The following is a 19,714-nucleotide window of genomic DNA, read 5'->3' as shown; positions in this document are numbered from 1 at the left end:
AACGAAAAAACTTCCTTGACAAACTCCGCCAGCCCCCTTATCATGAAACTGAAGCTATGTATGGTCCCAGAGTGTGATGGTGTGGATTTAGTATAAATAATTCTGGAGACTGTGTCCACTGATAACATATAAATTCATAAGGAGTAAGACCCTTAAGAGTTTTGAGTCTCTTTGCATAATTATAAGCCATAACAAAGTTATAAAGGTGTTCTTTAAGTTGCTGGTGCGATTGATAGTAATACTTCTTAACTGTAGCATCCTTTAAAGTTTTATTCATACGCTCGACTTGCCCATTCGTCCAAGGATGGCTAACTTTTGTCAAACGATGTTCAATAACATTCTCTTCGCAAACTCTATCAAATATATGTTGGAAAGCATACTTATGACGCTTCTGGTTTGTAAATTGTATACCGTTATCTGTCAAAATAGTATGGATTTTATACGGTAAAATTCTAATCAAATTACGTAAGAACTCAGCAGCTATGGGTTTTGTAGCACTGTTACACAACTCAACATAGGTAAATTTGGATGTCCTATCAATAGCAACAAACAAATGTAATTTGCCCTCCTCAGTTCTAACTTCAGCAATATCAATATGAAAGTAACCGATAGGATATTGTTTGAATTTCTTTTTTGACTTAACTTCTCCATCAACAGTTGGTAATCTGCTAATGTTGTGTCTTTGTAAACAACGATGCAAGCTAGAGCGAGTCAAATGCGGAATTGTAGACTGCAGAGCGTAAAGGCAATCATCTAGTGGCAGTAGTGTATACTTGCGAAATGTAACTATTATAGCTTCCTCTTCTAGCGTTAAAACAGTTGATCTTGGATGCTTTCGACCCATATCAGCATCTTTCGTAAATGAACGTTTTCTCCACTTAATAATAGTTTTTGGATTAAGGTTATAATGCTTGGAGAGTTTTGCTATGCTCTCTTTTCTATTTTGTATTGCTCTACGAATCGTCTGTGTTGTTTTGGCGCACCCATGTAATATCTGTCCCATAATGACTCCTTAAATGATGATGATAGTATACCATCACTCTCTGGGACCATACATCTTAATGAGGTTTACTCCTTTTACCGAAAAAAATATAATTCAATCTCCTATCTATAGTTGCCTCTATATCTTTGATTAATAGCTGCTTTATCATGTTTACTTTTCGCTTTGCATCTTGAGCTTGACGCTCATTGTTACCACTGTTATTGCTGTAATTATTCTTATCACTATAACTACTGCCACTTGGTTTGCTACTGTTACTGAACTCACCACCCTTTTTTCTTCTTGTGTTGAGTATCTGTATTATCTTTTCCTTTAAAAAGGACTTCCAGCCTGTGCCAAGTAATAATTTATAGAGAAAATGCGGAGTAAGAAACGCCACTAATATTCGAATAGAAATTCCGTAACCGAGATCTTCCCTATTTTCATAATACCACTTGCAATATTGAAACAAACGGTAAAACGCATTTTTGAAAGAGCAAAATTCTACAGCATACCAAAAACCATTGCTGAGAAACATGAGCACAATGCTGAATGTGTAAAGATACATTGTGAAGAGAAACAGTTTCACAATTATATCTTTTAGACTACCTAATATATAATTCAATAATCTTAATTTATAGAAAAGTGATATCATTTCACACCCACTTCAATATGGCTGGGGTGGAAGGATTCGAACCTTCGCGTGGCGGTATCAAAAACCGCTGCCTTACCACTTGGCTACACCCCAATACTACTTACATCAATAACACTATTAGCCCAATTAGTAAAAGATTTATTTGCTTTTTCTATGGGCATCACAGCAATAGCTGGCTGATCATAAGAATGCATTGCTTCGATTTTTTCTACAATTTTATCAACTTGATTATTCCTGCTCTTCATAATTGCCACTACTTCACAACTATTACTAATTTTACCTTCCCATAAATACAGAGAATTCACTTCGGGAAATATATTTACACATACAATTAATTTCTCGTTTAACAATTCTTCAGAAACAGTTTTAGCCTCCTCAAAATTTGAAAAAGTTGTATAAACCAAAACTAAATTATTCATTAGTAGCTACATAAATGCATTGCTACTATACTCTACCGAGATTTATTCATCAAGAGAAAATAACGCCAGCGCGTACTGTATGAACATTTGTTTGCAAAGGTAGTATGTTAAGTGTTATAGCTAGTTTGCCTCAAACGTAAAGGTGTCATCCCAGTGCCCCTGTGATGTCATTCCAGTGCTTGACACTGGAATCCAGTTTTCCATATAATCTCATCGAAAACGTTGTAACCACTTCCTATGCTAGTTTGCTTGTAAACAAGCAAACTTTCCTGGATCCCAGTGTCAGCTACTCGGATGACACCTTTCCTAGCAGAGAAATCACAATGTTCATACGGTTGTACGCATACCACTGGGATCTAGGATTTTTCTATAGTTTAAAAACAAAAAAAGGACGTTACTCATTGAGTAACATCCTTTTGGAGAAGGTAGAAGTTTTACTTATTACACTGTTCCTGGAGTTGCTGTAGCTCTTGAGTTGACAGGTTCTGCACTAGGTTGATCTAGAGATGCGCGTCGTTTTGCCAACTTTTCTTCGAGTTCTCTGTCAAATTCTTCTTTTAAAGGAAGAACTTGTTTTCTTGTTAGCGTAGAAGAACCAGAACCCATTCCACTATCAGTAGAATTACTGTGAGTGAGAGTTCTGTTACTCAAACTATCCAGGTTTTGCTCCACAATAGGATCACTGAGAACATCTCCACTGAAAGAACTTTGTCCATTTAAGTTAGTCAATGAGGCGCTTCTAGGTAGTTCTGGTGGAGCAACTGGAGTAAGCTTAGGAGTTAAGCTACTAGATGAATTGCTTCTACGGACTGTTGCAAAGTTCTGAGAATCTGAATCAGAGACAGTAGCAGTACTTTCAGTTCCTATAGAATTTAGTGAATTGCTTTTTGACAAGCTGTTAGATTGTTCAGAGCCTTTTCTTCCCAGTGAAGAGAATGATGATGACACAGACCTAGTTAAACTTTTGACAGAAGGCCTGTTAGCTTTTTTCTCTGCTCTGTCAAACATATTGCTTACGCTTGAGTACAAATGATTTTCTCTACATTCTTTAATAACCTTCTTAATTTCATCGTAATGTTCAGAGAAAACACTGTCGATGAAATAACTACCTTTAGGTAATGACCTTTGTGTTAAAAAGTTATGCAAGCTTTTTTCATTTAAATTATTAATGAATTCTTTCTGTACTTGCCATCCAGAAGTATGTTCAATCTCCCCTGATTTTGCCTTCTCTGCCATTTTTAAATCAATTTCTGACGATATTCCAGAAAGTACATTTTTCACTAACCCAGAATTATTTCCTTTATCAGCAAAAATTGCTTTCATATCATTTCTTATTTCGTCAGATTTCTTAATTGCATCTGGAGTAAACCTTTTTACCTTATCTAAATAGTCCGTCTCACCAGATGCCTTATGGAACTTATTTGCCACTCCTTCGCCTACAAAACTAGCGCCTTTTTTCAGTGAATCTACTGAATGTTCATAACCTTCTTTCACCTTATCTTTAACATGCACAGCACCATCTCTAACTTTTCCGGCAGCGTATGTTGATGCGTCCTTAACTTTCCCAGCAGTATATTTCGCCCCATCAACTGTTTTTTCTGCTGACCACTTGAGCCCTTTATATCCAGATTGAACTGTTTTTACAGCGACTTTTACAGCGAAATATAAAGCAAGACCAACTATAGCACCTGGTATAGCAAGTGTTGCACCAACTGCCAAAAGTGGTAGTACTGCCGTAAATAATCCACTTGCTGCACTTACTACAAGAATCTTATCTCCTTGTTTCATCTTAGAGAATTTTGTATCCCCTTTTAACAGGTCAGTAATTCTTTCTTTTAGCTTCTTGGGATCATTAGCAATATCTGAATTTGGTAGATTTTGCATCGTTTTATTCAAATCAAAACTATCTTCTGGTTGGTTTTGTTGAGTTCCAACAGAATTTGAATTTTTTTCATTATGTAACATTTTAAACCTCACTATTAATTAAATATATTATAATTGTATTCCTTGATTCTTAAGTTAGTGTTAAATTGATTGCCAGTATTTATTTGTCTTCAAATAATTTCGCTTGACGTGTTTTGTGGTAACATAGAAAATTAGGTCAAGAAGCTGCAGCATTTATGAAGTATAGAAAAAGAATACTCATCTTTTTGGCTGTTATAACTTTAATAATAATAGCTTTACTATTTAGGTATAATTCCCATTTTCACAAAGACGTAGTGCACTTAAAGAGTGACAACAAAGAATTCAAAAAAAAGCCAGAAAATTCCATAGAGTCGACCATATTACATAGAGAAAAGGAAGTGTACGATCATGTTTTCCATCCTGATGATTAATTTGTAAATAAAATAGCAATTTATGTTTGCATTTTCTTATTAAAGAAGTAATATTAGCGTATTAATTATAGAATCAATCATTATGTTTGATGATAATAATCCTTGGAATCTGGGAAAGAAACCGGTAGGGAACAAAACTCCTAATAATGAAGATATTTTAAGTAAAGCTGTATCTGATATAAGGTTCTTTCTTAATGGATTAACCAGAAACAGGGGCAAAAAACCTTATTTCATCATTTTCATTATTTTGCTGTTCTATGCTTGCACTGGCTTTTATATTGTCCATCCTAGTGAAGAAAGTATAGAACTTACCTTTGGTAAATATTCTAATACAGAAACACCTGGTTTGCGTTATCACTTCCCCTACCCTATTGGCAAGGTTTTTAAAGTGAACGTTAAGGAAGTAAATCGTGAAGAAATTGGGGTAAGTAGTTCTTATGGGCGAGATACAGATCGCGGTGAAGGCGTGATGCTAACTGGAGATGAAAATATAGTCAACGTTAACTTCGAGGTTCAATGGCGCGTTAGAGATGCTAAGGACTATTTATTCAAAGTGCGGGATTACAAACCCGGTTTCAGTGTTAAAAATGCTGCTGAAAGTGCCATGAGAGAAATAATAGGTAAAAATACGATCTCTTTTGCACTTGGTCAAGGCAGACCAGAAATTTCTAGAGATACTAGAATTCTATTGCAGCAGATTCTTGATGGATACCAAATGGGTATAGAGATTTTATCTGTTCAAATGAAAAAAATTGATCCACCAGAAAAAGTAATCAGTTCGTTTAGAGATGTACAAAGTGCTCGTGCAGACAAAGAGCGTACTATAAACGAAGCATATGCTTATAATAATGATATTATACCTCGAGCAAAGGGTGAAGCGATAAAGATAAAATTAGATGCACAAGCATATGAAAATGAAATAATAAATGAAGCAAAAGGTAATGCAAATCGCTTTTTATCTCTTTATGAGGAATATAGACAGAATCCTTCTCTCGTTAAGAATCGTATTTATCTTGAAACTATGGAAAATATTTTCAGTAAGGTAGACAAAGTTGTTGTAACTGATGATCTGAAAGGTATGTTTTCTTATTTACCTCTTACAAATTTAGGAAAATAACCATGAGTAGTAATATTAAAATTGTTTTTGTTTCTGTATTTGTTGTTTTATTGATTGCTTTATCTAATTCAATATTTGTTGTGCAAGAAACAAAGCAAGCGATAGTTATACAACTCGGTAAAGTTGTAAGGGATGTTAGGGAAAGTGGCTTATATTTTAAGTTGCCATTCATAAATAGTGTAGAGTTTCTTGATAAAAGAGTTTTAGATTTAAGTCCTGATAAGATCCCAAGGGAAGTGATAACAGCGGATCAAAAACGTATTATAGTAGATGCGTATGCAAAATATAAAATAACAAATCCTGTTACTTTTTACCAGGCTGTGAGGAATGAATCAGGGCTGGTTAGAAGATTGTATCCAGTTATAGAAGCACACATAAGAGAAAATATAGGCAGATTCTCGTTGATTAGTTTGTTGAATGAAAAAAGATCAGAGGTTATGCAATTGATTCAGCGTGGAGTTTATTCTGAAGCTGAAAAATTTGGCATAGAAATAATAGATGTAAGAATTAAGAGAGCAGATTTACCAGAAGAAAATAGTTCTGCAATATTTCGCCGTATGCAAACTGAAAGGGAAAAAGAAGCAAAAGAAATTAGAGCAGAAGGAGAGCAAGCGGGGCAGGAAGTTAGATCAAAAGCTGATAAATTAAAAAGGGAAATTATCTCCAGTGCAGTAAAAGAATCGTACGAAATAAGGGGCCGTGGTTATGCTGAAGCAACTAGAATTTATAATGAGGCATTTAAGGTTGATGAAGAGTTCTTTAACTTTTATCGCTCTATGAGCGCTTACAGTAAATCATTTGCCGAAAATAATACTAAATTTGTACTTTCACCAAACAATAACTTTTTAGATATTTTAAATAAAGGATGGAAATAATTTATGAAAAGTAAGGCATTTATTTTATCTATATTTGCATATTTTCTAATTGCGTTTTCTTCGTATGCTAATATGTTTGATTGGAATGCAAAAAAGGTCGTTGATGCTAGCACTACTGCATGCAACTGTAATCAAGGACTTGCCGATTTAGTGGAAGAACTCATTCCTGCGGTTGTAAATATTTCAAGCGAACAAATCATCAAACAAGAAAATAACAGCAGAACTAGAGTTCCATCTATGCCAGGAAATAATTTTTTTGATGATTTTAGAGAGTTTTTTGAGCATTTTGATCAGTTTTTTATGGATAGGGGCCCTAGTGTTAACAAAGAGGTGGTGTTGCTTGGCTCTGGGTTTATTATAGATAAAGGTGGAATCATAGTAACAAATTATCACGTTATTAAAAACGCCCAAGATATCACAGTTACTATGAACGATAATACTTATTTCAAAGCAGAAGTTTTAGGCTATGATGCAAGAACTGATCTTGCTGTGCTTAAGATTAATTCTGATAAAGATCTTTCTTCTGTTGCATTTGGTGATTCTGATAAAGCAAGGGTTGGTGATACGGTTATGGCAATAGGTAACCCATTTGGTTTGGGTGGCTCTGTAAGCACAGGAATTATATCTGCAAGGTCCAGGGACATTAGTATTGGCACTATGAATGAATTTATTCAAACTGATGCTGCAATTAATAGGGGTAACTCTGGAGGACCGTTATTTGATTTAAATGGAAAAGTTATAGGTATTAATACTGCTATCTATTCTCCATCTGAGTCTGGCGGCAACGTGGGTATAGGTTTTGCCATACCATCTAATTTAGCTATGTCAATTATTGACACATTAAAAAGTGGCAAAAAAATAAAACATGGTTGGCTTGGTGTGCAAGTTCAGCCTATAACGAAAGAATTTGCTGAGTCCTTGGGTTTAAAAGATATAAAAGGCGCATTGGTTGCAAGTATAGTAAAGGATAGTCCTGCAGAAAAAGGTGGGATTAAAGTAGGTGATATATTATTAGAATTTGACGATAAAAAAATCGATAGAATGACACAATTACCTCAAATGGTTTCAAGAGCTGGACCTGAGAAAAAAGTGCAAGTTAAGTTACTTAGAAAGAGCAAAGAGGTTAATATTAAAGTTGTGATCGGAGAATCTACAAATGATGGCCAAGATAACAATCAAGAAGAAAATAAATCAACATCTGATTATGTAACCGGTTTAACTGTTTCAAATCTGCCAAAAGAATCAAAAGAAAGTAAAAATAATGTACCTACAAAAGGTGTGATAGTTACCAATGTAGATAGTAACAGTAATGCCACGCTGCGTGGTATTAAAAAAGGGGACATCATTATCCAATTGGATGGAACTGATATAGAAAATACTAACGATTTTCAAAAACAAGTTGATTTAGCAGTAAAGAAAAACGGTAAAGATTCAATAATGTTGCTCATTTACCGCAATGGAAATCAATTTTTCGCTTCAATAAAATTAAAGAAGTAATTTTATTCACTAAATTTACAAAACAGTAGTGTTGTAAGCTCGCTACTGTAACACTTCAATCTTATAAAATAAATAAAAATCTACACTAGATTTCTTGCATAACCATATAAAAAATCAAAGGATGTCATTCCAGTGTCAGCTACTTGCATGACGCCGTCATAAAGGAACCAGTGTCGGCCACTTGGATAACACCATAGGGGTTACTTGGGTGATACTATAGGAGGTCTAACATGAACTTTCTAAAATTCATTGAACTGTGCTTTCAAACAGTGGTGCCGGGATGTGAGTATAATGATTATCAGTACATAAAAGTCATAGCAGACAGGCTGGAAGCAGCGAATGCTGGCGAAGTAAGGCGCATAATATTCAATATGCCTCCGCGTTCAATGAAGTCCATATGTATGAGTGTTGCGTGGCCCGCATGGATACTGGGAAATCAGCCAACTGCAAGAATAATAGTTGCAAGTTATTCTAAGTTGCTTAGTGAAAAACATTCGCTCGATACCAGGTGCATAATGCAATCTGATTGGTATAAAGAACTATTTCCAGAGGTAGAACTATCCAAAGACCAGAACACTAAATATAAATTCCAAACAGTGCAGAGAGGATTTAGAATCGCAACATCAGTTGGAGGAACATTAACCGGTGAAGGTGGTGACTTTATTATTGTGGATGATCCGCTTAACCCTGCTCAAGCTTTGAGTGAAACATTTAGAAAACGTGCCACAAACTGGTTCGATCAGACTTTAGTAACGAGACTCAACGATAGAAAAAAAGGAGTAATTGTGCTTGTGATGCATAGGCTCCACCTGGAAGACTTAACTGGGCACCTCTTATCTAAGCCAAAAAACATATGGCATCACATTTGTTTGCCAATGATTTCTGAAAATAAGGAGGTTATTTATTCAATTAATAACCATACTGGTGTCATTCCAACCCCCCCTCCTGTCATCCCAGTGCCCAGACACTTGTATCTGGGATCTCATTCCTTAACTTTATAGTGTAAATTATTTCAAATTGTGTCTAGCTGCAAGTATAATAATTTCCATTTATAGATAAAGTATGTTGCAAATGTTATGCCAAAGAGTATAATAAAATCTATATCAAATACTTTACAAGAAAAAGTGGTGATAGAGGCAAAAGCAAATACTAATAAGGATAATTTAAGAAAAGCGCATGCTAGAGTTTGAAGAAGCAGTAAAAATAAAAAATATTATTGAAAGGTTAAATAGCACATAATATAATATATATATAGTGTAAAAATGTAAATAATTTTATTGACATCTTTACATTAATAGTTCTTAAATATTTAGTACCGTAGAATTAAATTATTAAGTTTTATTAAGGAAGTAAAAATGGTGGAAAGCTTTTCAGGTAACAACAAAGGCAGTAATTTTATTGAGGAGGCAAAAATAATGGAAAATTTTTCAGATAATAACGGAAACGGTAGCTCAATCTTCCAAGGAAAAATCAGGGAGCAAGATTTCTCTGCAGAGCAGAAGTTAAATGAACTAAAAGCATCCATAGAGGAGCTCACCAGACAAGATTTGCTCAGGAGGCTCGAGTGTGAGCGTCAGGCTTCTAGTTGTATCGATGAAATATCATCTCAAGCAGAACTACATACCGAAGGAGGTGATGAGGATTACTTCACTGGTGAAAAAGGAAGAGTACTCGGAGATTTCTGGAATTTCTTTGAATCTCTCTTCAACCTTTTTGAAGTAGATGTAGATGATCCGAAAATCTACCAAATGCTCAAGGAGAAGAAAGAAAAAAATTGGCTTCTTTCGATAATTAAGTTTTTGCGTGATAAGCTTAAGGAGTTAATCAAGAAGATTTTTGCACGCGATTTAAGTTTCAATCAGAGGTTGGACAAAGAGATAAAAGAATTGCAGGAGAAATTAGGCAGTGGTGAGTTATCAGAAGAAGAGTTTGCAAGGGCGTTAGAAAGATTAACTGCATTGCAAGATCTGAAACTCAGGTTACAAATGGCCGTTGTCGGATGGATTGTTACAATGTTCGCAGAGATGTTTGGAGTTGAGTTGGCGGCTGCGGTAGAGGCATCTACAGAAAAAGAAGATAAAAAAGCAGAAAAAACATCATTAGAAGCAACTAAAGAAGTTCGTAAAGACGTAGAAATCAAGGTAGACGAAAGAGAAAAACCTAAAGTGCCAGTTTTCCTTTTTGAAGTTTCACCAGGATTTGTAAGACCGGTTGTTCTGAGCAAACCAGAACTTGAAATTGCGTCAGATCCTTTGAAACATCTATTGCGTCTTACTGAGCTTGAAAGAAAATCTCATGAAAATTCACAAAAACCAGAAAAAGTGAATGAAGAGAAAAAAGCGAAGCCGGAGAAAGATAGACGTACAACTGCTCAAGGTGCAATGGGTACGACGGAGCAGGGGAGAAAAGAGGTTTATGGATGCGATAGTAGGTGGGACAGAAGGAAAAACCACGATGAAAATAATAATAAGCAAGCTCCAAACCAACCTACTCAAGGCTCTGTTCCTAACGAAAAAGCTTCGAACCAACCTATCCCAAAATCTATGTCTGACAGAAAGGCTTCAGAGCAATTTGTTAAAAATCCTGTTGCTGATTGTGAATATCATCTTACAGTTGGTTTTTGGAATGGTCCTGAGAATGAAGGTTCTGTGAGTAATGCTCAACCACCAAAAGAATTGACTAATGATGTAAAAGTTGAGAAATGTGCAGAAGGTCAGTCAGTAGGAAAGACACCATAGTGGGGATAGCTAATACTTAGATGACAAAAAAGGGTGTCATTCCAGTACTGGAATCCAGGGGCATATAGATAGATGTCGACAGTTCGTCATTCCGCTACGTGTTAGCGGAATCTATGCTTGAGATACCGCGAATGAATCGCGGTATGACGTAGGGAACTTAGGGTTGCCAATGACTTGTCATTCCAGCGCGTGACGCTGGAATCTTGAAATTTGTGTTTTATGAAAAAGAGTGAATAAATTTTTTTGAAAAAAAATATAAAAAAGTGCTTGCATTTAATTTTATTTTTAGTATGTTAGTTACATAATATTTTTACTGGAGGGCAATATGCCAAATGATAATGGTAAGGAAAGTTTTAAGGGAGAAAAAGAGTGGGATCTCCGGAACAAGGGGCCAGGTGGTGGAATAGTGACGCATGTTAAAGGAGCAAGGATTGATGATCATCGTGATGCACTTAAGGACGTGCGAGAGAAGCTACGTCAGTCTAATCAGCCTAGCAGTTCTATTAGTGGATCAAGCTCTAGTGGGGTTGGTAGCAGTAATAAAAGATAGTTGTCGTAATAAAAAAATAGGGAGGGTGTTATGCCTAATACAAGAGAAACAGTAAGCGCATTGGTTAGTGCTTTTAATGTACATAATTATGCTCGTAATACAGTTGAAACTAATTTTACGCTGCAAAGCAGGGGCAAGAAGGACTATATTGTAGTCTCATTTGATAAGAGTATGGATACGTATAAGTGTAGAAGATATCTGGACAGTATAAAAAGGGAGATAATACGTGAATTCTACGGCATTGAAAAAGGTAATAAAGCAGAAATATTGGATACAGCTAAGCTAATTTTTGATGTTAATTCTTTTCCGTTTGAAAACTATAAAGATGTTGAATCTTTTCCACTTAAGAACTATAAAGGAGATTGGTTCGTAGATAAACAAGGTAGTATTAAGTTTGTAACGCCTGTAGATGATGGCGTAATTTTCAATCTAAAGTCTCATTTGGCTTCTTCACTTAAAAAGGATGTTCTAGAAGATATGCAAATTAGCAGCACAACTGTACCATTTAATAAGGGAAAATATTTGTGTTGTTCTAAATTTGATAATGAAGAATTAAGTCAGCAATTTAAGAGTAAGTTTTTATCAAGGATGAGAGAAAGATATGAAAATGTTCCTAAGAAGCCTTTAGAGGTTAAGGTTAAAGACAATAGTGTATATATCAAAGATGTTTTTGATGACGCTCGTTTTATTGATAGTGTAACACGGTATAAGGCATGGCTTACAGGTATGGACCTTGGAGTTGGCAATGATGTTGATCATAGTGTGAAGTCATTTAAAAATATGATAATAAGATCTACTTATTCGGTGACAAAAGTGATGATAGATGGTTTTATACTTGCTCCTCCTTTAAATGAGAGAGTAGTTTCAATTCTTACACCTATTACACAAAATGGTAAGGGGATTAAATTGTTAACAAAAGAAGAGGTACGTGCTATAAATCGTGCATTTAATAATGCTGTACTTGATGATATTAGTGGTAGAACTCAAGCAAAATTATCAACGAATGGAAGCAGTGAGGTATATGGCATAGACTTTTCCAATCCATACATTTCTCACTGTGTGATAACCAAAATAATAAAAAACTCTGTAATCAACAAAGACCATGAATTGTCCATTGACCCTGAGCTTCGTTTTCGAGCATTGTCGCGATCACCATCGACTGAACTGTTAGATATGAAATTAGAGTCTCCCACGCGGAGTCCCGATGGAGCATTAAAGGATTCTCCTAGGCAATGGTCAGGAACGGAAACAGAAAAAGAAGAGCTGCTGTATAATCCAGTAAATTTAGCTGGAACGAGTAAAGCATCGACGCAGATGAGTTATCCTACAGCATGGAATGATTCAATAAATCTTGGGGTTTCTGAAGATTCTCTAAAAGATACGGAGAACATTTGTAATGAGGAACCTGAAAAACAGCAAGTTACTGATAAAAGTGATCGAAAAAGTAGTGATGAGTATTCTGAAGCAAATTCACAAGATAGTAAATCTCCGAAGAAACATGGGGGTGGTTTGTTCTGTAAAGAAGGGCCGCTAGCAAAGTCCTCACCTCTTAAGCGACGTAGCGTAGAGCGTGATACGATGTGTTCAAGTAAAAGTGATCTTGTGTATCATGTAACTGAAAAATCATCTGTGTCTAAGCGATTTTTTTCATTCCCAACTAGAATAAAAGCAAAAAGTAATCCATCCTCAAAAGTGACTTCTCCTGTAAGTTCTCTAGATGGTGATCCAGGCCCGTCACAAGGTACTATTTCGGGGAAAGGGGAGGTACTACCTGTAGAGTATAGATCTGATAACTCTAGTTCTAAAACAGCAGTTGATAGAGATAGTGGTTTTTGTTCTACGGGTTCTCCTGCTGCGCAACATAAGGGAAGTGTCTCTTCAGAGCTTAAACATCCGCAACAGGTAAAGCATACGTCAGAAGCTTTGGGGAAAGAAATTTAGGTTTTTAGATATCCACCCAAGTGTTTTATTAGGGTTGGAGCCAAAATCCCTGACCCTGAAAGCACTGGTGTTAGTTTTTCTTGTCCATTGCAGATATTGCGCGGTACTAAATATTTAAAAAGTATTAATATAAGGATATTAATAAAATTATTTACATTTTTATACTATGCACATAGCATCATATATTACTTAGCCTTGCAATAATTTTTTTATTCTTGCTGCTTCTTCGAACTCTAAATTTTCAGCATGCTCTATCATTTGCTTTCTCAAATCATCCTTATTAGTATTTACTTTCGGTTCTGCTATTGCCCTCTCCTGTAAGGTGTTTGATATAGGTTTTATTATAGTCTTCGGGATAATATTGTGCAATATATTATGTTCTTCTTGTTTTTTTCTTCTTCTTTCGGTCTCTTTTAACGCACGATCCAGAGAACCAGTGATTTTATCTGCATACAAAATTACTCTACCTTCAGCATTACGCGCAGCACGACCAATCGTTTGAATTAATGAAGTTTCCGATCGCAAAAATCCTTCTTTATCAGCATCCAAAATTGCAACCAACCCACACTCTGGAATATCAAGACCTTCCCTCAGCAAGTTAACACCTACTAAAACATCGATTTCTTTAGATCTCAATTTGTATATAATTTCTATTCTCTCCAGCGCAGCAATATCAGAATGCAAATAACCCACTCTCATATTCAATTCACTCATATATTCAGCTAAATTTTCAGCCATTTTTTTCGTCAATGTAGTGATTAAAACACAAAATCCCTTCCCTATTGTCACTTGTGCCTCATGAATTACATCATCAATTTGACTCTCTATTGGTTTTACAATGCAGATTGGGTCTGTAAGCCCTGTTGGACGAATAACTTGCTCTATAAATACGTTATTGGTTTGTGCTAACTCATACTTTCCGGGAGTAGCTGAAATGTAAATAGTCTGCGGCCTAACTCCCTCCCACTCTTCAAATTTTAATGGACGATTATCAAAAGCGGAAGGGAGCCTGAAGCCATAGTCGATCAATTTCTTTTTACGCGCCTCATTACCACTGTACATCGCACCAACCTGAGGAACGGTGACATGACTCTCATCAACAAATAAAATTACGTCTTTGGGTAAATATTCAAACAAAGTAGGCGGTGGATCCCCAGCTTCCATTCCATAGAGATAACGCGAATAATTTTCAATACCTTTACATATTCCTGTTGTTCTCATCATTTCGATATCAAAATTAGTGCGTTGCTCGAGGCGCTTTGCTTCAACAATCTTGTTTTGCGAGTAGTAATAATCCAAGCGTTCATGCAGCTCTTTTTTGACTAGTTCAATTGCCTGCAACAAAGCCTCACGTGGGGTTATGTAATAGCTATTTGGAAAAATGGTGATTTTATTTACGCCTTTGGTAACATTGCCCGTTATAGCATCAACTTCAGAAATTTCTTCTATTTCATCGCCAAATAACGATAAACGCCAAGCTTTATTTTCATAATGGGAAGGAAATATATCAACAATATCGCCGCGCACTCTGAAATATCCTCTCTCAAACCTGGCATCAGAGCGCTTGTATTGAAGATCAGTTAAGTTGCTCAGGAAATCATTAATACGAATTTTATTTCCAACACTAAGCGGTATGATCATGCTGCGGTAGCTCTCAGGCGAACCAAGACCGTATATGCAGGAAACACTGGCAACTACGATCGTATCCCTGCGCTCCAAAAGGGAGCAGACGGTGGAATAACGCAGCATCTCAATTCTTTCGTTAATTGCAGAATCTTTTTCGATATAAGTATCAGTTTGTGGTAAATAGGCTTCAGGTTGATAATAATCATAATAAGAAATGAAGTATTCAACAGCATTATGGGGAAACAATCCTTTCATTTCCTCATAAAGCTGTGCTGCTAAAGTTTTATTGTGTGCCATAATTAATGCAGGCCTGTTTGTCCTTGCAATAACATTTGCCATAGTAAAAGTTTTCCCAGAACCAGTAACTCCAAGCAAAACCTGATCTCTTTTATTGCTATTTAGCCCTGCAATTAAGCTATCGATTGCCTGTGGTTGATCCCCAGCCGGTTGAAAATGTGTAGCGATTTGAAATTCCATAGACTTTACTTACTATCTTTGATCATTGTATAGTAAACACTATATTGCTTTTAAGATAAGTTGTATAGCTATCGTAAAGCCATAAAACATTAACCAACAATGTCATGCAAGTAGCTGACACTGGAATCTTGTTTCAATGTTAAACAAAATACCATAGAATTCAAGAAGACAATTCCTAAAAAATCCCTACATCCAAAAAAAGGCAAAATGCTGCTTGAATAAGCTAAATTTTTTTAGATGCAAAAACAATAAAACATAGTTGATACTAAAGTTATAGTACTCCTATGACAACGTTACAAAAATTAAGGAAATGGATAGCTCTGATCAATTGGAATAGTATTTTCAGGTACCGGTGGTCAATATGACATTTTTAAAATAAAGATTTAGAACCTGTTTAAAATCTTCTCAATAGAAGAGAAATGAAGGAAAGAACGACCATTTGTAGGCTAGTGTTAAGTTTTCGCTCGCAATTTTTCCACAATCGTCTGCATTTTTCTAACCAAGCGAAAGATCGCTCTACAACCCATCTTTGTGGCAATACAGCAAAGGAATGTAATTCACTTCGTTTTATTACTTCTACAGTTGCTCCAATAATCGTTTTTATTTGAGTTGCAAAATTTTCTCCTGTATAACCTGCATCGACCAGTATATTTTTAACTTCCGAGAGGTTTTCTTTTGCGCTTTCAACCATTCTCACAGCACTGCTAACCCCAGTTGTAAATTAGAAAAAATAGAAAAGGTAAGGAAATAGGGTAAACTCCGAGGTATTTGATATTCATTCCTAAAATAGGAGGTTACCAATGAAAGAAAAAGTAACAGAAATCTTTTGTATAGTCGATGATTTTTGCAATACAGTCGATGAAAATTTTGCAGAAAAACTTCTACCAAGTGGCAAAAAACCAACCAGGACGCCAGAGATTACGCATTCAGAGATTTTTACCATAATATTGCTATATCAAGTGCGACAATTTTAAAATTTTCTATGTGCATTATTTGAAATTATTATACGAATCAGCGTTTCCAAAATTGCCATCCTATAGTAGGTTTATCAGGTTAAAATCGCGGGTTTTATGGTATTTAGCGCTCTTAATGCAATGGTTTTGCGAACAGTCAAAAGTGACAGGGATTTCGTACATAGATGCAACATCTATCGCTGTTTGCCATCCAAAAAGGACCTCGAGAAACAAAGTTTTCAAAGGGTTGGCAAAGATTGGAAAGACTACTTATGGGTGGTTTTTCGGTACATCTAGTAATCAATGAAACTGGCGAAATTCAAGGGGTTACGGTGATAAAAGGCAACGTTGATACCTGTGCCAAATTTAACTAAGAAATTGACTGGATTATTGTTTGGAGATAAAGGATATATCAAAAAAGATCTTTTTCACGAATTATTCGATAGAGGGTTAAAGCTTGTAACCAGTATAAAAAAGGGTATGAAAAACTCATTAATGGCGCTAAATGAGAAGATTTTGTTAAGAAAAAGATCGATTATTGAGACAGTTTTTGGCTCTCTGAAAAACAAATTTGAGATTGAGCATACTCGCCATAGATCACCGATAAATTTTTTGGTACACATTTTTTCTACGCTTGTTTCATATTCCATGCAGCCGCTGCATTTCTAAGCTTTACTTCGTTGGCTAATCCGCAACTGGGGTATATAGGGTTGACACCAAGGCAATATTCTTCTGGAGAAGTTGATCGGCATGGCAGCATATCAAAGATGGGACCAGCGGAATGTAGAAGTATGTTATATGAAGCTGCACAAACAATGCTTACAGTTACCAAGAGGACATTTAAATTAAAAAACTGGGGTTGCGAAGAAAAAAGGAATGAAAAAAGTAATTGTAGCAGTAGCAAGAAAATTAGCTGTAATTATGCATAGGATGTTGGTTGATAAAACAGAATTTTATTATCAATAAACATCAAAAGAGCATAGGACAATAATTTTATTGAAAATAAAGATAGCAATGCCGATGGAAGGGACAAGCAAGAACTTAGTTAGACTTCGTGGTAAATATGTTGCCGTCCACTTCCGCCTAACAAGTATAATGCGGCTTGACAAATTTATTGTCATCTCAGACCGCGGAGAGAACCATATGCTACTTTTAACTTATGTAAAATTACCAAGGATTATGGAGAAGATATGCTGTTTTGATTTGTGTGAAAATTATTGTTGACTTATGTGCAATTAGAGAACCTATAGCCTTTCTTATAATAGTCCGAATGCGATAAGATATGTGTTTATGGCTATAGCAGGCCAGTAGCATATTACGGTCTGTTCGGATTATTGTAAAAAGAGCTATAAGTCACTTTAGCTATATATAAAAGGTTTAAGTGGTTGTATTGATGTATCTTTGTATTAAAAAACACCCAATAAGCAGAGTTGTAAGTGGAATAAACCACAAAATGTAAGTGCTAGATTTTATAGGTGGTACGATTATAATTGAATTGCCGTAAGAATTTTTTAACTCTGAGATTATCTCTTCATCTGTGTATCCATCATTGATTTTTTTACGAATTGCTTCTCGCATATCATACGCGATCTGAGATCCAGATTCAGACAATGATTCGCCAGAACATATTGGACACCTTATTATTTCAAATAAACTTGTTGCTCGTTTTTCCATGCTTTTATCTCTGAGTTTATTATCCAGAGTAAAAGCGTTTACGCCTGAGTGGAATATCAATATGAAAAGTAAACTAACTACTGCTCTCATCCTTGATTAATTGGGTTATTTTACTGAGCTGGTTCATAAAATCAGTGGTGGATAACTTTCCAATAAAGCTTGACCCTACATCATCATCGTACTTTATTGAAAATTGAATGCCATCATCAGTTGTTTTTTCTGATAAGGAAGACATTAACTTTTCAAACGCATCTGAAGTTTTTGAGTCACCAATCATAAACGAGATTAATTCTTTATAATTTGATATAGCCACGTTGATTTTGTCTTTAAATGAAGACGTAACCAAATTATAATTTCGCACTCCACCATCTGCAGCAAGAGAAAAATTATTACTTTGAATTAAAAATTTCTCTATGTTGAAATTAATTCTGGAAGCTGAGATGTGGTTTACAAATTCGTAATCAAATTTAGTGTCGATACTAAGGTAACTTTCAGGACTTGCAGTATTTTTATACCGATAAGTATAAAAATCAAATCCTAGTTTAGTATTTCCACTTGGTTCTTTATCGAGGTGAAATTGAATGTAATTGCTTTTATCATTCACTTCAGTTATAACACTTTGCTGATTTTCTAAAACATCACATTTTAATCCATAATCTTCGTAACGAAGTGTATCTATATAGTCTATCACGGTACTATTTTTGTTGAATCGCAATGAAGATGGTAAATCGTTTAGTCTAACAACAAAGTGGCTGCTATCGTTTGTGTGGCATTTTATATTCTTTTTCTCATCATCATGAACAGCAATGTTGACTTCATTGCTTGGTATGTAGATATATACTGATTTATCAAACAATCTATTTTTTATCAATAAAGCATCAGATGAGATGGTTAATTGCTCATTGGAAAATTTTGGGTTTGTCACACGAAAAATTAGGTTAGAAGGAAATCCACTAAAATCATGTGAAATATCAAATTTTTCGTCGTTAATGTATAGTATTGTTTCAGCTAAAAGATTTTTTACCTTACATGCAGAAAAATACCAAAAACCACTATACGCTACAGGAATAAACAAAAGTAAAGAGATGATAATATAGATAAAAATCTTACGCATGATTCCCCTGTTTATCTAATGATATGTTTCTTGTACCCCTTGGTATGGTTACACACAAGCCGTCGATATCTTTTGTGATTTTTATTTGGCATCCAAGCCTCGACGTCTCTGTTAAGCCGAAAGCTAGGTCTAACATATCATTTTCCTCATCAGATATAGGGTTATGTATTTCTACAGCATTATAAAACTTTGGATCAACAATTACATGGCATGTAGAGCAAGCAAGAGAACCTTCACATGCACCTTCAAGCAGATCTGGATCACTTCTGTGGGCTAAATTGAGCAGAGTTTCTCCCTCTGCAGCTTCATAGCTTTTCTTACTCCCATCAGGTAAAATAAAAGTAACAGATGGCATATTATTCCTATTAAAATCCTTACTAATTTCTTTATATCCTACAGGTAATAACTAATATTTGCAAACTCTTTACAATTCCAGTACCTATATTTCTTGTTATCCAAGTAGCTCTTTGTTGTCATCCGAGTAGCTGAAACTGGTTCCTTTATGACGGCAGTGCCCTCTTCTTGTCATCCCAGTGCCCTGATTACTTGGATCCAGAAAAAAGAATGGTGTCATGCAAGTAGCCTCCTTCTCCTGTCATCCGAGTAGCTGACACTGGGATGACACCCCACTTAACCGTCATACTGCCGCGGTATCTCTTAGCCGCTAACAAGCAGCGGGATAACGAGCTTATCGTCACGCCGTCGCGAACCGTCATACCGCCGCGAACCGTCATACCGCGATTCATTCGCGGTATCTCAGCCG

The 19,714-nt window shown here is 35.6% G+C and carries 18 protein-coding genes, 1 tRNA gene and 3 pseudogenes; 9 read left to right on the top strand and 13 right to left on the bottom strand.

What is annotated here, in order from left to right; translation table 11 throughout:
• Window positions 1–40: 40 nt before the first annotated feature.
• The 6 genes from ABWU67_RS01945 to walE1 all read right to left on the bottom strand — a co-directional run bounded on the left by ABWU67_RS01945 (window position 41) and on the right by walE1 (window position 4,018).
• Complete coding sequence (locus ABWU67_RS01945) at window positions 41–1,003, bottom strand: IS481 family transposase (protein WP_353282117.1); 963 nt, start codon at window positions 1,001–1,003, stop codon at window positions 41–43.
• A gap of 55 nt (window positions 1,004–1,058) precedes the next feature.
• A complete protein-coding gene (locus ABWU67_RS01940; protein ID WP_353282116.1) occupies window positions 1,059–1,634 on the bottom strand; it encodes a hypothetical protein in 576 nt (191 codons plus the stop codon).
• Window positions 1,635–1,652: 18 nt separating this feature from the next.
• Window positions 1,653–1,727 (bottom strand) — tRNA-Gln (locus ABWU67_RS01935).
• Window positions 1,718–2,053, bottom strand: coding sequence for a divalent-cation tolerance protein CutA (cutA, locus tag ABWU67_RS01930; RefSeq protein ID WP_353282115.1), 336 nt, complete (start codon window positions 2,051–2,053; stop codon window positions 1,718–1,720). Before cutA ends, ABWU67_RS01935 begins: the two co-directional genes overlap by 10 nt.
• A gap of 167 nt (window positions 2,054–2,220) precedes the next feature.
• On the bottom strand, window positions 2,221–2,403 hold the full coding sequence (locus ABWU67_RS01925; protein ID WP_353282114.1) for a hypothetical protein: 183 nt from the start codon (window positions 2,401–2,403) through the stop codon (window positions 2,221–2,223).
• 91 nt (window positions 2,404–2,494) lie between these two features.
• Entirely contained in the window at window positions 2,495–4,018 is a 1,524-nt protein-coding gene (gene walE1, locus ABWU67_RS01920; protein ID WP_353282113.1) for an actin bundler, read from the bottom strand.
• Between the two features lie 453 nt (window positions 4,019–4,471).
• On the opposite strand from walE1, the gene hflK reads away from it, so the two are divergent.
• From hflK to ABWU67_RS01885, 7 genes and pseudogenes are all read left to right on the top strand, one after another.
• Complete coding sequence (hflK, locus tag ABWU67_RS01915) at window positions 4,472–5,506, top strand: FtsH protease activity modulator HflK (protein ID WP_010962866.1); 1,035 nt, start codon at window positions 4,472–4,474, stop codon at window positions 5,504–5,506.
• Between the two features lie 2 nt (window positions 5,507–5,508).
• On the top strand, window positions 5,509–6,381 hold the full coding sequence (gene hflC / locus ABWU67_RS01910; RefSeq protein WP_155969359.1) for a protease modulator HflC: 873 nt from the start codon (window positions 5,509–5,511) through the stop codon (window positions 6,379–6,381).
• Between the two features lie 3 nt (window positions 6,382–6,384).
• Window positions 6,385–7,878, top strand: coding sequence for a DegQ family serine endoprotease (locus tag ABWU67_RS01905; RefSeq protein WP_353282112.1), 1,494 nt, complete (start codon window positions 6,385–6,387; stop codon window positions 7,876–7,878).
• Between the two features lie 230 nt (window positions 7,879–8,108).
• Window positions 8,109–8,837: pseudogene (locus tag ABWU67_RS01900) on the top strand (hypothetical protein); the annotation flags it as partial.
• Between the two features lie 396 nt (window positions 8,838–9,233).
• Entirely contained in the window at window positions 9,234–10,616 is a 1,383-nt protein-coding gene (locus ABWU67_RS01895) for a hypothetical protein (protein ID WP_353282111.1), read from the top strand.
• A 325-nt stretch (window positions 10,617–10,941) separates the two neighbouring features.
• Window positions 10,942–11,166 (top strand): hypothetical protein, encoded by a 225-nt coding sequence (locus ABWU67_RS01890; protein WP_341821827.1) that lies wholly within the window; start codon window positions 10,942–10,944, stop codon window positions 11,164–11,166.
• A 30-nt stretch (window positions 11,167–11,196) separates the two neighbouring features.
• Entirely contained in the window at window positions 11,197–13,107 is a 1,911-nt protein-coding gene (locus tag ABWU67_RS01885) for a hypothetical protein (RefSeq protein WP_353282110.1), read from the top strand.
• A 189-nt stretch (window positions 13,108–13,296) separates the two neighbouring features.
• On the opposite strand, the gene uvrB is transcribed toward ABWU67_RS01885, so the two are convergent.
• Together uvrB and ABWU67_RS01875 are read right to left on the bottom strand one after the other, a co-directional pair.
• Window positions 13,297–15,210: an excinuclease ABC subunit UvrB gene (gene uvrB, locus ABWU67_RS01880; RefSeq protein WP_353282109.1), complete on the bottom strand. Its 1,914-nt coding sequence runs from the start codon at window positions 15,208–15,210 to the stop codon at window positions 13,297–13,299.
• 394 nt (window positions 15,211–15,604) lie between these two features.
• Window positions 15,605–15,877 (bottom strand): annotated as a pseudogene (locus ABWU67_RS01875) (transposase); the annotation flags it as partial.
• 133 nt (window positions 15,878–16,010) lie between these two features.
• Here ABWU67_RS01875 and ABWU67_RS01870 point away from each other — a divergent pair.
• Window positions 16,011–16,832: pseudogene (locus tag ABWU67_RS01870) on the top strand (IS982 family transposase).
• A gap of 41 nt (window positions 16,833–16,873) precedes the next feature.
• The gene (locus tag ABWU67_RS01865) at window positions 16,874–17,092 is read left to right on the top strand and encodes a transposase (protein ID WP_065095234.1); all 219 of its coding nucleotides are present in this window, start codon (window positions 16,874–16,876) and stop codon (window positions 17,090–17,092) included.
• Between the two features lie 238 nt (window positions 17,093–17,330).
• Here ABWU67_RS01865 and ABWU67_RS01860 read toward each other — a convergent pair whose 3' ends face one another.
• From ABWU67_RS01860 to ABWU67_RS01840, 5 genes are all read right to left on the bottom strand, one after another.
• Complete coding sequence (locus tag ABWU67_RS01860) at window positions 17,331–17,477, bottom strand: hypothetical protein (protein WP_353282108.1); 147 nt, start codon at window positions 17,475–17,477, stop codon at window positions 17,331–17,333.
• Between the two features lie 63 nt (window positions 17,478–17,540).
• Window positions 17,541–17,927 (bottom strand): cytochrome c-type biogenesis protein CcmH, encoded by a 387-nt coding sequence (locus ABWU67_RS01855; protein WP_015589263.1) that lies wholly within the window; start codon window positions 17,925–17,927, stop codon window positions 17,541–17,543.
• Window positions 17,911–18,951, bottom strand: coding sequence for a hypothetical protein (locus tag ABWU67_RS01850; protein WP_213863054.1), 1,041 nt, complete (start codon window positions 18,949–18,951; stop codon window positions 17,911–17,913). Before ABWU67_RS01850 ends, ABWU67_RS01855 begins: the two co-directional genes overlap by 17 nt.
• Window positions 18,944–19,306 carry a ferredoxin family 2Fe-2S iron-sulfur cluster binding protein gene (locus ABWU67_RS01845; protein ID WP_077188202.1) on the bottom strand — a complete coding sequence of 121 codons (363 nt, stop codon included), beginning with the start codon at window positions 19,304–19,306 and terminating at the stop codon, window positions 18,944–18,946. The genes ABWU67_RS01850 and ABWU67_RS01845 overlap by 8 nt, the downstream gene beginning before the upstream one ends.
• A 96-nt stretch (window positions 19,307–19,402) precedes the next feature.
• Entirely contained in the window at window positions 19,403–19,525 is a 123-nt protein-coding gene (locus tag ABWU67_RS01840; RefSeq protein WP_353282107.1) for a hypothetical protein, read from the bottom strand.
• Window positions 19,526–19,714 lie beyond the last annotated feature (189 nt).

It is taken from the genome of Wolbachia endosymbiont (group A) of Aleiodes leptofemur (assembly GCF_964028465.1).
In the GTDB taxonomy this organism is placed as follows: domain Bacteria; phylum Pseudomonadota; class Alphaproteobacteria; order Rickettsiales; family Anaplasmataceae; genus Wolbachia; species Wolbachia pipientis.
This window is presented reverse-complemented; position numbering and strand designations above follow the sequence as displayed.